Raw genomic sequence first — 13,328 nt, forward strand, 5'->3', positions numbered from 1 at the left:
GGCTTTGACCGATGTGGAGGTCTTGCAGGCCTCTTTGGCGACCTGCAGTTTGAAACGTGCGTCGTATCTGTTCATGTATCCCTCGGGGTTGGATCTGACGTCCAACTCCCGGGGGTCACTTCAGGGACGGGTTTACGGCGTCCCCTGCCCAGCCCATCCGCCCGGCCAGATCCACGACCCGCATTCCGCGACCAGCCCACGAGGGGCTGCGCCGTTGGCTGGAAACTACGCCAGCGCGCGAAACACCAACGCCAGGATCGCCGGCACCGCCTGGATCATGAAAATGCGCCGGCTCACGCTGTACGCGCCATAGCACCCCGCCACCATCACACAGGCCAGCGAGAACGTCACCAGCACCGGCTGCCCGATCACCAGCCCCACCACGATGCCTGCTGCCAGGAAGCCGTTGTACAGGCCCTGGTTGGCCGCCAGCACCCGCGTGGTCTCCGCCTTCTCCGGCGTGTTGCGGAAGGTCTTCAGGCCCAGCGGGCGGGTCCACAGGAACATCTCCAGCATCAGGAAATAGACGTGCAGCAGGGCGACGAGCAACGTCAGGGTGAGTGCGATCCAGTACATGGGCAGTTCCTTGGACAGGGATGGGGATCGGGCCCCGGAAAATCAGCGGTCGCGCGGCAGTTTCTTTTCTTCGCGCAGTACACCGAACGCGGCTGCGGTCATGCACGCGGCCACCAGCATGCCGCCGATGAACACCACGTGCGAGCCGAACAATGACAGGCCCTTGTGCACCCAGGCAAAGCTCAGGTCCGCACCGCGGTAGACCACGGTGTCGATCGCTGCGCCGGCCTTGTAGCGCCACTGCCGGTCCACGCGCGTGTAGATGGTCTCGCGCGCCGGCTTGGCCAGTGCAAATTCGCTGGCGCGGGTCATCACCTGCACCACCGCGACCATCAACGGCATCGGCGAGGCTGCCAGCACCGAGAAGCCGATCAGGATCGCGAAACCGGGAATCAGCAGCGCCGGCGCGATGCCGTGGCGCGACAGCAGCCAGCGGGTCAGGCCCACCTGCATCAGCAGCGCCAGCGCGTTCACCGCCAGGTCGATGCGCGAGAAGAACGCGGTACTGGCCGCCGGGTCAGTGAACGCCGCACGCACGATCGCGGCCTGCTGGTTGTAGAGCAGCGTCCCCACGCCCACGCCGAACACCACCATGATCGCCAGCCAGCGCAGCAACGGCTCGCGCACGATCAGTTTCAGGCCATCCAGCACGCTGCCGCCCATCGGCTTCTCACCCGATACCAACTGCTGCTCCTGCTCGCGCAGCACCGCCCAGTGCCGCAGGCGCCAGATGCAGAACAAGCAGATCGCCAGGAAACCGGCCGACACCAGCATCAGGTTGGCGATGCCCACACGCTGCACCAGCGCACTGGTGATGACCGGACCAAGGAACGCGCCGACGGTGCCCGCCGCGCCGATGTAGCCGTAGTACGCCCGCGCCTGCGCGTTGGAGAACACGTCGGCCATGAAACTCCAGAACACCGCCACCGCGAACAGGTTGAAGACGGTGATCCAGAAGAAGAAAGCCATGCCGCGGCCAGGCACGCCGCTGTCGAACATCATGTAGAAGCCAAGCAGGGTCACGATGAAGAACCCATACACCGCCGGCAGGAACACCCGTCGCGGGAAGCGGCTGACCAGCCAGCCGTACACCGGCTGCAGCACCAGCATGATCACGAACACGCAGGAGAACAGGAACTGCAGGACGAAGTCCTTCAGCGCGATGCCGTGACCGGCGAACCAGGCAATCAGCGCGGGCGGGAACACCGTTTCCAGGTCCGCCGAGGCGGCCATGGCTTCACGCACCGGACGCAGCACGTAGTAGCCGCTGAGCAGGCAGAAGAAGTACAGGAACGACCACCACAGCGCCGGGGACTCGCGCAGTGCCGCCATCAGCCCCTGCAGCGGGCCCTTCCCTCGTACCGCGCTCACGCGGCGTCCCTCGCCAGATGACGGCGGTTGGACAGCGGCATGGCAGGCTCCGGGGCGGTGAAGCGCGTACGTTATCCAATGCACTGCAACATCGCCAGCAGGTAGCCGTTTGAAGGCCGCAACGCGGTGTCATGACCGGGTCCGGATGACACGTTCCGATACACGCTTTCGAGGCGTCAAAATCCCAACTTTTTCAACGAGATGCGCATTCATCTTCGCTTTGTTTGTGCACAGAGGAAAAGCGGCGCTAGAATCGCCATCAGCAGTCGCGCACGGGTCCCACCGATGAAAAAGAACAGCCTGCGTCGTCCGATCCGTTCGGCGGCCACCGGTTTGCTGGGCATGTTGATGCCTGTTGCCTTGTCCACCACCGCGCAGACCCCGCCGCCGTTGCCGCCGATGCCGGCCAACATCGAGTCCGCTGCAGCCACCGCCGTTGCCCACACCCAGCCGGCGGCCTACCGTACCGGGCTGGTGCCGCAGGTGCAGGCGCCCGCCGCAGGCTTCAACGTCGCCAATATCGAATCGATGGCGCAGCAGCTCACCTATGGCGAGCGCGTGCCGGGCATGGCCGTGGCCATCGTGCAGGGTGGCCGCATCCTCAGCGCGCGCGGCTATGGCGTTACCGACGTCAACAATCCGCTGCCGGTCGACGCCCACACCGTGTTCCGCCTGGCTTCGCTGTCCAAGGCCTTCGCCGGCACCATGGCCGGACTGCTGGTCAACGACGGCACGCTGCGCTGGGACAGCAAGGTCACCGACTACGTGCCGGGCTTCCGCCTCAACTCGCCCGAAGCCACCGACCGCCTGACCGTGGCCGATGTGCTCAGCCACCGCGTCGGCCTGCCCTACAACGCCTACGACCGCGACATCGAAGGCAACGCCGAGTACTACGCGCTGACCCAGAAGCTGGCCAACACCAGCCTGAAGTGCCTGCCGGGCGACTGCTACGCCTACCAGAACGTGGCCTTCAGCCTGATCGGCGACGTCGTCTATGCCGCCTCCGGCAGCTTCTACGAGCAGTCGGTCGAGCGCCGCATCTTCAAGCCGCTGGGCATGAACGATGCCAGCCTCGGCCTGGCCGGCATCCAGGCCAGCTCGCGCTGGGCGCGTCCGCACGTGCGCAGCCGCAACGGCTGGGTGTCGCTGACACCGAAGCCGACCTACTACCGTGTTGCCCCGGCGGCTGGCGTCAACGCCAGCGCCAGCGACATGGCGCAGTGGCTGCTGGCGCACACCGGCCATCGCCCCGATGTGCTGCCGGCACCGCTGCTGGCCACCCTGCATTCGAGCCTGATCAACACTCCCGGCGAGATGCGTTCGGGCTGGCGCCGCGAGCGCCTGCACTCGGCCGGCTACGCGCTGGGCTGGCGCACCTTCGACTACGCCGGCCACGACGTGGTGTTCCATGCCGGTGCCGTACAGGGCTACCGCGGCCTGGTCGCGCTGGTGCCGGAACGCGATCTCGGCATCGCCATCATGTGGAATGGCGAGAGCGGCCTGCCCAGCGGCCTGCTGCCGACCGTGCTCGATTCCGCGCTCGGCCTGCCGGCACAGCGCTGGCTGGATGTGGACACCGACTTCGGCAGCGACAACCTGATGGCCGAAGGCGCGAGCCCGGCGCAGCAGGACAAGCGCAAGGGCAAGGGCGCTTCGAGCAACCGCGCGGTGGCGTCGCCGCGCTGATCAGGCGGGCGCGACCGTGAGCATGAAGGGCGGCCTGCAGGCCGCCCTTTTTGTTGGCTGTTGTGGAATCGAGCCGCGCTCGCCTCTACAAACGCAGCGCTAATGCGCGAAGTAGTGCATGCCGCCGTCCACCGGAATCACTGCACCGGTGATGTAACCGGCCAGCGGCGAGGCGAGGAATGCCACCAGCGGCGCCACTTCTTCCGGCTCACCGAAGCGCCCGATCGGGATGTTACTGGCGATGAACGCGCGTCGGCTTTCCTCGGTGGGATGCAGGCGATCCAGGATCTGCGGGCTGTTGATCCGACCCGGCGCAATGGCATTCACCGTGATGCCCTGCCCAGCCACCTCCGACGACAGCCCCTTGCTCCACAGATGCAGCGCTGCCTTCGCCGCGGTGGCGGCATTCACCGAACGTGGCTCCATCGAACCGCTGAAGTTGATCACCCGCCCCCATCCCTGCGCCTGCATCGCCGGCAGCAGTGCCTGGGTCAGCCGTCGTGCGGCAGAGAAGTTCAGCGCCAATGCCTCCTCCCAGATCGTGTCGGCTGCATCGACGGTCGTTGGCCGCGAACCGCCAGCCGCGTTGACCAGGATGTCCACCTGCTGCAACGCCGCCAGCGACGCGTCAGCAATGCGTCGCACGTCCCCGGCGTCAGTGACATCGCCCAGCAGGATGATCGGCGCGGGTGCGCCCGCCGCTTCGATCCCTGCCGCCAGCGCCTGCAGCGGTGCCTGCCGCCGTGACGAGATGGCAACACGTACGCCCTGGGCGGCCAGTTGCCTGGCGACAGCGGCACCGATGCCACTGCCCGCCCCGGTGACCAGCGCTGTGCGTCCCTCAAGATTCAAATCCATCGTGTTCTCCTTTCAGCACGGCCGGTGGATCCGGCCCCTGCAGTGCATGCTGTTTGATCACCCGTGATTGATAAACTCCGCAAAAGTTTCAGCATTCAACACCCGGAGTTTCAGATGAACCTGCTGGAAAGCATGCAGGTGTACGTGCTGATCGTGGACAAAGGCAGCCTCAGCGCTGCAGCGGCAGCACTGGCCATCTCCCCGACGATGGCCGGCAAGCACCTGCGTGCGTTGGAGGCGCGGCTGGGCATGCAGTTGCTCAGTCGTACCACCCGGCGCCAGCACATGACGCCGTTCGGCGAGGACTACTACGCCCGCTGCCGGGAGATCCTGCGGCTGGTGGAGGAAACCGATGCTCAGGCCCAGTACCAGCACCTTGCACCTGCAGGCACGCTGCGCATCAGCGCGCCGGTGATCTTCGGCACGCATGCGCTGGTGCCGGCGTTGGCCGATTACATGGCGCGCTACCCCGACGTGCGTGTCGACGCGGTGCTGACCGACCGCGTGGTCGACCTCGCAGAGGAGGGTTTCGAAGCAGCCCTGCGCATCGGCACGCTGGCCGACAGCAGCGTGCTGGTGGCGCGTGCATTGGCACCATATCGCTTGATGATGTGCGCCTCGCCCGGATACCTCGCCCGGCACGGTACGCCCCCCGACCTGCTGGCGCTTGCCCGGCACCAATGCCTGTCCTTCGAACCCAGCGCGCTGGCGCAGTGGCTGCAGGCCGATGCTGGCGGGCTCGGCCATGTGCCCACAGGTCGGCTGCAGATCAACAACGGCGAAGCGCTGCGTACAGCGGCGCTGCATGGGCTGGGCATCGTGCTGCAATCGGCACTGCTTCTGGCCGCGGATGTCGAGGCTGGGCGGTTGGTGCAGCTGTTTCCCGAACACGGCCACGCGGGGCGGCCGATGCACGTGGTCTACGCCCACGACCGCTACCCCTCGACCCGCCTGCGCAGCTTCATCGATTTCCTGGTGGAGCGCTTTCCACCGGCGCCGCACCGCTAGCATCGACCGTCAGCAAGGCGGTCGAGCATGGCTCGACGCTACCAATGGCTCCATAAAAAAAACCCCCTCCCCGCTGGGCAGCCAGGGAAGGGGTTTCAGGATGCGGCTATCGGGAAGTACTTAGATCAGCGGCGCCGGGGTTGCCGGCAGAGCGACCGGAGCGGCTTTCTTCTTGCGGGCGGCCGGCTTGCGCTTGGCAACCTTCTTCGCTGCCTTCTTCGGGGCAGCCTTCTTGGTGGCCTTCTTCGCGGTCTTCTTCACTGCCTTCTTGGCGGTCTTCTTGACGGCCTTCTTGGCAGTCGCCTTCTTCGCGACCTTCTTGGCCGGCTTGCGGGCCGTTGCCTTCTTGGCAGTCTTCTTGGTGGCCTTCTTGGCTACCTTCTTCGCGGTCTTCTTGGCAGGAGACTTCTTGGCTACCTTCTTCGCCGCCTTCTTCACTGCCTTCTTCGCAGTGGCCTTCTTGGCGACCTTCTTCGCAGCCTTCTTCACTGCCTTCTTGGCGGTCGCCTTCTTCGCGACCTTCTTCACTGCCTTCTTGGCAGCGGCCTTCTTCGCGACCTTCTTCACCGCCTTCTTGGCGGCGGGCTTTTTCTTCGCAGCTTTCTTGGTTGCCATGGGATGGCTCCTCGTCAGTGATAGGGAGTTGAAACGCCCAGGTGGATCAAACCCGCGGATGCTGCGTGCGGGGACCGCCGGCGCGTCAAGCGCGCCGTTACGGATGCGGCAATGCCCGCCTCGATCGGCGGAGCGGGCATCGGAACGGGAGGTGCCTTGCATTTCTCCGGGGGAAGCGGGGCCATGTCCACCGTCATCTGGGTCGCGGTGGTCTTGAAGGGGCTGCTTCGCATCGGACGATTGATTCTGCGCACTCGGTTTGGCAGGCAAGGTCTGCTGAGGCGAAACCTAATCACGGTTTTTTTTACTGTCAACAACCCCCGCGAAAAATTTTCACATCCGCGCCATTCGCGGTGTTGCCTGCACGGTCGCGACGCTCCGCCCTCGACGACCAACAATGCACCACGCACGCGCGTTGCCTGCAGCAACAACAACGCAAGCGTTGAACAAAAACCACTTGAAATAGGCACTCTGCGCAGATGCACGCATGTTGGCGGCCACTGCATGCACGCAACGCCGGCACCGGCCGGCGCCGGCACCAGCGCCAGCACAACGGCGCCGCAACGGGGGGCGAAAAGTTTTCACATCCGGACGCGTCGGCGCGGGGCGGAAACGCGGATTTGCGCAAAACTGCGCACGCCCCTCGGTACCGTTCGCGGGTCTGCTGATGCCGCGTCGAGGGCGCGCAGCAAACCCTGCGTCATGAGCCCGACGTGCTCGCCAAAACAAAAACGGCCACCCGAAGGTGGCCGTTGCAGAACCCGGAAACGACGACTCAGTGGTCGTCGTTCTCCAGGGCTTCGGCGTACGCGTCCGGGTCCAGCAGCTCGTTGACCTCTTCAGCGTTGGTCAGTTCGACCACGAACATCCAACCTTCGCCGTAGGCATCTTCGTTGATGGTTTCCGGCTTGTCGGACAGGGCCGAGTTGACCTCGACAACCTTGCCGCTGATCGGGCTGTAGACGTCCGAGGCGGCCTTCACCGACTCGACGACGGCGATCTGTTCGCCGGCCTTGGCGTCGGCGCCGACTTCCGGCAGTTCGACGTAGACCAGGTCACCCAGCAGGCCCTGGGCATGGTCGGAAATACCGACGGTGACGCGGCCATTGCCTTCGACACGGGCCCACTCATGGGACTTGAGGAACTTGAGGTCGCCGGGGATCTCGCTCATGGGACTGCTCCAGAGATATGCAGGGGTGGAAAAAACGGGGCTAGTGTAACCAACCGGCCGCCACTGCTGTCAGTGACGACCGGCATGTCCGGATCAGGCGTCGGCGAGCACGCCGGGCTGCGCCTGGCCTTCGCGCACGAATGGGAACTTGACCACGCGCACCGGCACCTGCCGGCCGCGGATGTCGACGGTGACCTCGCCGAGTTCACCGGCGGGCACGCGGGCAAAAGCGATGCCCTTGGCCAGGGTCGGCGAGAAGGTGCCGGACAGGATCTCGCCCTGGCCGCCAGCGGTGGTCACCGCCTGGCCGTGGCGCAGCACGCCCTTCTCGTCCATCACCAGGCCGATCATCTGGCGTGCTGTGCCGGCAGCCTTCTGCGCTTCCAGCGCGTCGCGACCGATGAAGTCGCGGCCTTCGTCCAGCGACACCGTCCAGGCCAGCGCCGCTTCGTACGGGCTGATCTCTTCGTCCATGTCCTGGCCGTACAGGTTCATGCCGGCTTCCAGGCGCAACGTGTCGCGTGCGCCGAGACCGGCCGGCTTCACGCCCGCCGCCAGCAGGCGGTTCCAGAACGCGACCACCGCGTCCTGCGGCAGCAGGATTTCGAAGCCGTCTTCGCCGGTGTAACCGGTACGGGCGACGAACAGCTCGACGCCGTCGTCGGACTGCACCTGCAGGGCGGCGAAGCGGCCCAGCTTGGTCAGCGCCTCGCGCTCGGATTCGCGGGCCAGGCCGATCACGATCGCGCGCGCCTGCGGGCCCTGCACGGCCAGGATGGCCAGGTCCGGGCGCTGCTCGACGCTGACGCCGAACGGCGCGGCCTGCTCGCGCAGCCAGGCCAGGTCCTTTTCGCGGGTGGAGGCATTGACCACCATGCGGAAGAAATCGTCGCCCAGGTAGTAGACGATCAGGTCGTCGATGACGCCGCCGCGCGGATTCAGCATGCACGAGTACAGCGCCTTGCCCGGCACCTTCAGCTTGTCGACCGAGTTGGCCAGCAGGCGGCGCAGGAACGGCTTGACCTGGTCACCGCGCAGGTCGACCACGGTCATGTGGCTGACGTCGAACACCCCGGACTCGCGACGCACCAGGTGGTGCTCGTCCAGCTGCGAGCCGTAGTGGATGGGCATGTCCCAACCCCCGAAATCGACCATCTTGGCGCCAAGGGCGCGGTGGGTATCGTTGAGCAGCGTCTTCTGGGTCATGACCGGGTCCGGCAGCAGAGGAAACAAGAATCCCCATTATCCCAGATCGGTCGCCCGCAGGTCGCGCCGCAGCGCAGCGGGGGTGTTTGGCCGGCCTGCGGCCGGCGGGCGCCTTTTACAAGCCAGGCAACGGCAACAGCCAAAGCGTATCGGCTCTGCGAAGTCGACGGCTTGGCCGGAGCGGTATGGGCGATCGGGACACGCCGTGAATCCATCCCTGGGGGCGCTTTGCTTGCGAAGCACTGCTTCGCAAGCGCCCGAACGCGCAGCCGCCAGCGGCTGGGCCGGACCGCAGAGCGGGGTTTACGGCGTGTACCGCGAACCCAACCCGCCCGACCCAACACATGCCAGTCGACTATCAGTCGACTCTACCCGCAGCAGACTCGACCACCAGCGTGCTGCCCTGCACCGCTACCACCCGCACCATGGCACCGGCCTGCAGGTCCGGGCCGCTGACCTGCCAGTACGCGTCGTCGATGCTGACCCGGCCCTGCCCACCAACGATACCCTGCTGCAACGGCACCACCCGTCCGACCAGTTGTTCGGCGCGGCGGTTGAGCAACGGTGCATCGCTGGGTCGCGCCCTTGCCTTGCCCCAGCGCCGGTAGCACTGGATCGAGACAACGCTCAGCACGACGAAGGCAACGACCTGCCACAGCAATGGAATGCCGCTGAACACCGCAACCAGTACGAACACCGCCGCCGCGCCAATGCCGATCCACAGCATGAACGCCCCGGGCGCCAACGCCTCGGCGGCAAACAGCAGCAGCGCCAGCGCGCCCCAACCGACGACTTCCCAGCGCATGTCAGCCTCCGAGCGGCGGCGGCCGCTTGCCGGCGGCCTTGTTGTCCTGGCTGGCCAGCGCCTGCTTCGCCAGTTCGGCCACGCCGGCGATCGAACCGATCACGCCACTGGCCTCCATCGGCATCAGCACCAGCTTCTGGTTCGGCGAACTGGCCAGCTCCTTGAACGCTTCCACGTACTTCTGGGCAACGAAGTAGTTGATCGCCTGCACGTCGCCCTCGGCAATCGCCGCCGACACCACCTTGGTCGCCATTGCTTCGGCCTCGGCCAGGCGTTCGCGCGCCTCGGCATCGCGGAATGCAGCTTCGCGACGGCCTTCGGCCTCCAGCACGGTGGCCTGCTTTTCGCCATCGGCACGCAGGATCTCCGACTGGCGTGAACCCTCTGCCTCTAGAATCTGCGCGCGCTTCTCGCGCTCGGCCTTCATCTGCCGCGCCATCGCATCCAGCAGGTCGCGCGGCGGCTGGATGTCGCGGATCTCGATGCGGTTGACCTTCACACCCCACGGGTTGGTGGCATGGTCGACCACGCTCAGCAGCTGGGCATTGATCACCTCGCGCTGGCTGAGCGATTCATCCAGGTCCATCGAACCGATCACGGTACGGATGTTGGTCTGCACCAGGGCGATCATCGCCACTTCCAGGTTGGCCACCTCATAGGCGGCCTTGGCCGCATCCAGGACCTGGAAGAACACCACGCCGTCCACGCGCACGGCGGCGTTGTCCTTGGTGATCACTTCCTGGCTGGGTACATCCAGCACCTGCTCCATCATGTTCACCTTGCGCCCGACCCCGTACACGATCGGAATCAGGAAGTGCAGGCCGGGGGTCATGGTGTGCGTGTAGCGCCCGAAGCGCTCGACGGTCCACTCGTAGCCCTGGGGCACCATCCGTACCGCCTTGAACAGGATCACCACGGCCACGAAGGCCAGCACCACGGTAAAGAACATGGTCGGGAACATCTTGCTTTCCTTATCTATGACGTCCAGGCCCCAGCATAGCGCGTGAAGGCCGCATTCACAGCGGAGCTACCAGGGCATGCGCCCGCGCAGGATGTCGGCGAACATCACCCAGTCGCCCATGAACGAGTACAGCGGGTGCTGGAAGGTGGCCGGGCGGTTCTTCTCGAAAAAGAAATGGCCAACCCAGGCGAAGCTGTAACCGCAGAACAGGGCAGCCAGCAGCAGCACCGGCTGCCCACGCAGGATCGCTGCCGCGACCAGCAGCAGTACGCCGCAGCTGCCGATGAAGTGCAGCCGGCGCGAGACCGGGTGGCGATGCTCGCTGAGGTAGAACGGATAGAACTCGCGGAAGCTGGCGAAGCGGGACATGCGCGTGCTCCGGGAACCAGGGTCGTCGCCATCATGCACCATCGCTGACCTTGTGGCGCCGAGCCATGCCCGGCTTGCGCGCGCGAGCGCAGTCGGAAGGAGGCGCAGCCACGCATGGCCCGGCTCTACACCGATGAGGTGCGCGGCCCGAACATGATCACCGCCATGCCGGCCAGGCACAGGGCTGCACCGAACAGGTCCCAGCGGCTGGGGCGGATGCCGTCGACCAGCCACAACCAGAACAGCGCGGTGCCGATGTACACGCCACCGTAGGCGGCATAGACCCGTCCACTGGCAGTCGGGTGCAGAGTCAGCAGCCAAGCGAACAGGGCCAGGCTGGCCGCGGCCGGCAGCAGCAGCCAGACGCTGCCTCCCTTGCGCAGCCACAACCATGGCAGGTAACAGCCGACGATCTCGGCCAGCGCGGTCAGCAGGAACAGGCCAAGCGTCTTCACGCTTTTTCTGCTGCCTTGGCGTGCTGCCACAGCGCTTCCTGCGCATCCAGGCCCATCGCAGCCAGCGCCCCACCCTGCGCGTCGGCCTGCGCTTCCATCGCGCGGAAGCGGCGTTCGAATTTGTGGTTGGCCCCGCGCAGCGCCGCACCCAGGTCGATGTCGGCATGGCGCGCCAGGTTGGCGCAGACGAACAGCAGGTCGCCCAGTTCTTCCTGCAGCCGCGCCTTGTTGCCGGCGATATCGCCGCGTTCGAACTCCTCGCGCAGTTCCTGCAGTTCCTCGGCCGCCTTGTCCAGCACCGGCAACGGGCCGGGCCAGTCGAAGCCGACCTTGGCCGCACGCGACTGCAGCTTCACCGCCCGCTGCCATTCCGGCAGCCCGCGCGAAATGCCGGCCAGCGCGGAGGTGTCCTGCTCGCCCTTGGCGGCACGCTCGGCACGCTTGATCGCCTCCCAGTTGCGCGTCACGCCGTCGGCATCGTCGACGCTCACGTCGGCGAACACGTGCGGGTGGCGGCGCTGCATCTTGTCGCTGATCGCGCGTGCGACCTCGGCGAAGGCAAAGGCCCCCTGCTCTTCGGCCATGCGCGCATGGAACACCACCTGCAGCAGCAGGTCGCCCAGCTCGTCACAGAGATCGTCGAGATCGCCACGGTCGATCGCATCGGCCACCTCGTAGGCTTCCTCGATGGTGTACGGCGCGATGGTTGCGAAGTTCTGCTCCAGATCCCACGGGCAGCCGCCCTGCGGGTCGCGCAGGCGCGCCATGATCGCCAGCAGGCGCTCCAGCTCGTGGGCGGCGGCGCTGCCGGTGGTGGGGGTGTCGTGCGCGCTCATGCGGCCTCCAGGGTCAGTCGGACAACCAGTCGCGCCACGGCAGGCTGGTATCACCAAGGGCAATGAAATCGCCGTTCAACAGGGTTTCGCGGCGGTTGTAGCGGAACGGCTTGCCGGTCGCGGCCGACAGTACCGCACCGCCGGCGGCGTGCAGTACGCACTGGCCGGCGGCGGTATCCCATTCGGAGGTCGGGCCCAGCCGCGGATAGACATCCAGGCCACCTTCGGCGATCCGGCAGAATTTCAGCGAAGAGCCCTGCGCGATGGTCTCGATGCGGCCCATGCGCGCCAGCAGCGCCTCGGTTTCCGGTGAGCGGTGCGAGCGGCTGGCGGCGACGCGCAGCGGGGCGGTGGCCGGCGTGCGGGTGCGCAGCACGGTGTCGTGCAGGCCCTGCCGGCGATAGGCCAGCTCGCCACGCATGGCATGCCAGACGATGCCGGTCACCGGGGCCAACACCACGCCGAAGGCAGGTGCGCCCTGGTAGATCAGCGCGATGTTGACGCTGAACTCGCCATTGCGCTTGACGAACTCGCGGGTGCCGTCGAGCGGATCCACCAGCCAGTACGCGCCCCAGTGGCGGCGGTGCTCCCACGGCACCTGCGCCGATTCCTCCGACAGGATCGGCAGGTCCGGGGTCAGCTGGCGCAGGCCCAGTTCGATGACCTGGTTGGCGGCCAGGTCGGCGGCGGTGACCGGGCTGTCGTCGTCCTTGATCTGCACCTCGAAGCCATCGGCGTACACCTGCATGATGGCCTGTCCGGCTTCCTGGGCGATGGCGATGGCGGTCTCGCGCAGGTCCGTGGTCAGTTTGATCATCGCGCTCCCTGCAGCCACTGGCGAGCGATGAACAGCGCCGCCAGCGAGCGTCCCTCGGAGAAGTCCTCGCGCAGCATCAGCTGGTCCAGTTCGGCCAGCTTCCACGGCACCACCTCCAGTTCTTCCGGCTCGTCGCCGGCCAGCTTTTCCGGATACAGGTCGCGTGCCACCACCAGCCACGACTGGTGGCTCATGTAGGTGGGGGCCAGGGTCATCGCGCGCAGCACGTCGACCCGGCGTGCACCGTACCCGGCCTCTTCCTTCAGCTCGCGGTCGGCGGCCTGCCCGGGGGTTTCGCCGGCGTCGATCCGGCCCTTGACCAGGCCCAGTTCATAGCGGTGCATGCCGGCGGCGTATTCACGAACCAGCAGCACCGTCTCGTCGTCGAGCATCGGCACTACCACCACCGCACCATGGCCACGGCTGACCAGGCGTTCGAAGCGGCGGCGTTCACCGTTGGAGAACTCCAGGTCCAGGTGCTGGCGCTGGAAGGGGCCGTTCTCCTCATCGGTGATCCGATGGATGATCGGCAAGCGCCGGCCGGCACGGTCATCGTTCATGCGGAATCTCCACGGCGGCCGGCGCCAGCGCCGG

15 protein-coding genes are annotated in these 13,328 nt (G+C 66.4%); 2 read left to right on the plus strand and 13 right to left on the minus strand.

The window, feature by feature from the left end; all coding sequences use genetic code 11:
• Positions 1-225: 225 nt before the first annotated feature.
• Positions 226-576 carry a DUF1304 domain-containing protein gene (locus AC5P7E_RS20345; RefSeq protein WP_114619177.1) on the minus strand — a complete coding sequence of 117 codons (351 nt, stop codon included), beginning with the start codon at positions 574-576 and terminating at the stop codon, positions 226-228.
• Positions 577-618: 42 nt separating this feature from the next.
• Positions 619-1,908: an NTP/NDP exchange transporter gene (locus AC5P7E_RS20350; RefSeq protein ID WP_181453403.1), complete on the minus strand. Its 1,290-nt coding sequence runs from the start codon at positions 1,906-1,908 to the stop codon at positions 619-621.
• Between the two features lie 324 nt (positions 1,909-2,232).
• Between AC5P7E_RS20350 and AC5P7E_RS20355 the strand changes: the two genes are divergently transcribed.
• Entirely contained in the window at positions 2,233-3,633 is a 1,401-nt protein-coding gene (locus tag AC5P7E_RS20355) for a serine hydrolase domain-containing protein (protein WP_005410697.1), read from the plus strand.
• Positions 3,634-3,732: 99 nt separating this feature from the next.
• On the opposite strand, the gene AC5P7E_RS20360 is transcribed toward AC5P7E_RS20355, so the two are convergent.
• Positions 3,733-4,491: an SDR family NAD(P)-dependent oxidoreductase gene (locus AC5P7E_RS20360; protein ID WP_114619178.1), complete on the minus strand. Its 759-nt coding sequence runs from the start codon at positions 4,489-4,491 to the stop codon at positions 3,733-3,735.
• Between the two features lie 114 nt (positions 4,492-4,605).
• On the opposite strand from AC5P7E_RS20360, the gene AC5P7E_RS20365 reads away from it, so the two are divergent.
• Entirely contained in the window at positions 4,606-5,499 is an 894-nt protein-coding gene (locus AC5P7E_RS20365) for a LysR substrate-binding domain-containing protein (protein WP_049459290.1), read from the plus strand.
• A 120-nt stretch (positions 5,500-5,619) separates the two neighbouring features.
• On the opposite strand, the gene AC5P7E_RS20370 is transcribed toward AC5P7E_RS20365, so the two are convergent.
• From AC5P7E_RS20370 to nudE, 10 genes are all read right to left on the minus strand, one after another.
• Positions 5,620-6,276 carry a histone gene (locus AC5P7E_RS20370; RefSeq protein ID WP_174842241.1) on the minus strand — a complete coding sequence of 219 codons (657 nt, stop codon included), beginning with the start codon at positions 6,274-6,276 and terminating at the stop codon, positions 5,620-5,622.
• Between the two features lie 613 nt (positions 6,277-6,889).
• Positions 6,890-7,285, minus strand: a complete 396-nt coding sequence (gene gcvH, locus AC5P7E_RS20375; RefSeq protein ID WP_005410701.1) for a glycine cleavage system protein GcvH — start codon at positions 7,283-7,285, stop codon at positions 6,890-6,892.
• Positions 7,286-7,378: 93 nt separating this feature from the next.
• Entirely contained in the window at positions 7,379-8,491 is a 1,113-nt protein-coding gene (gene gcvT, locus AC5P7E_RS20380) for a glycine cleavage system aminomethyltransferase GcvT (RefSeq protein ID WP_024958146.1), read from the minus strand.
• Positions 8,492-8,849: 358 nt separating this feature from the next.
• A complete protein-coding gene (locus AC5P7E_RS20385) occupies positions 8,850-9,296 on the minus strand; it encodes an NfeD family protein (protein ID WP_049448751.1) in 447 nt (148 codons plus the stop codon).
• Between the two features lies 1 nt (position 9,297).
• Positions 9,298-10,257 (minus strand): SPFH domain-containing protein, encoded by a 960-nt coding sequence (locus AC5P7E_RS20390; protein ID WP_005410704.1) that lies wholly within the window; start codon positions 10,255-10,257, stop codon positions 9,298-9,300.
• Positions 10,258-10,323: 66 nt separating this feature from the next.
• Positions 10,324-10,626 carry an Mpo1-like protein gene (locus tag AC5P7E_RS20395; RefSeq protein ID WP_005410705.1) on the minus strand — a complete coding sequence of 101 codons (303 nt, stop codon included), beginning with the start codon at positions 10,624-10,626 and terminating at the stop codon, positions 10,324-10,326.
• Positions 10,627-10,751: 125 nt separating this feature from the next.
• Positions 10,752-11,081, minus strand: a complete 330-nt coding sequence (locus AC5P7E_RS20400) for a YnfA family protein (protein WP_061478892.1) — start codon at positions 11,079-11,081, stop codon at positions 10,752-10,754.
• On the minus strand, positions 11,078-11,917 hold the full coding sequence (gene mazG / locus AC5P7E_RS20405) for a nucleoside triphosphate pyrophosphohydrolase (protein ID WP_111151233.1): 840 nt from the start codon (positions 11,915-11,917) through the stop codon (positions 11,078-11,080). The genes AC5P7E_RS20400 and mazG overlap by 4 nt, the downstream gene beginning before the upstream one ends.
• Before the next feature lie 13 nt (positions 11,918-11,930).
• Positions 11,931-12,734 (minus strand): 3'(2'),5'-bisphosphate nucleotidase CysQ, encoded by an 804-nt coding sequence (gene cysQ / locus AC5P7E_RS20410; protein ID WP_005410708.1) that lies wholly within the window; start codon positions 12,732-12,734, stop codon positions 11,931-11,933.
• On the minus strand, positions 12,731-13,294 hold the full coding sequence (gene nudE / locus AC5P7E_RS20415) for an ADP compounds hydrolase NudE (RefSeq protein WP_114619179.1): 564 nt from the start codon (positions 13,292-13,294) through the stop codon (positions 12,731-12,733). The genes cysQ and nudE overlap by 4 nt, the downstream gene beginning before the upstream one ends.
• Positions 13,295-13,328 lie beyond the last annotated feature (34 nt).

The sequence above is a fragment of the Stenotrophomonas sp. YJH_SMC_25 genome (genome assembly GCF_059369595.1).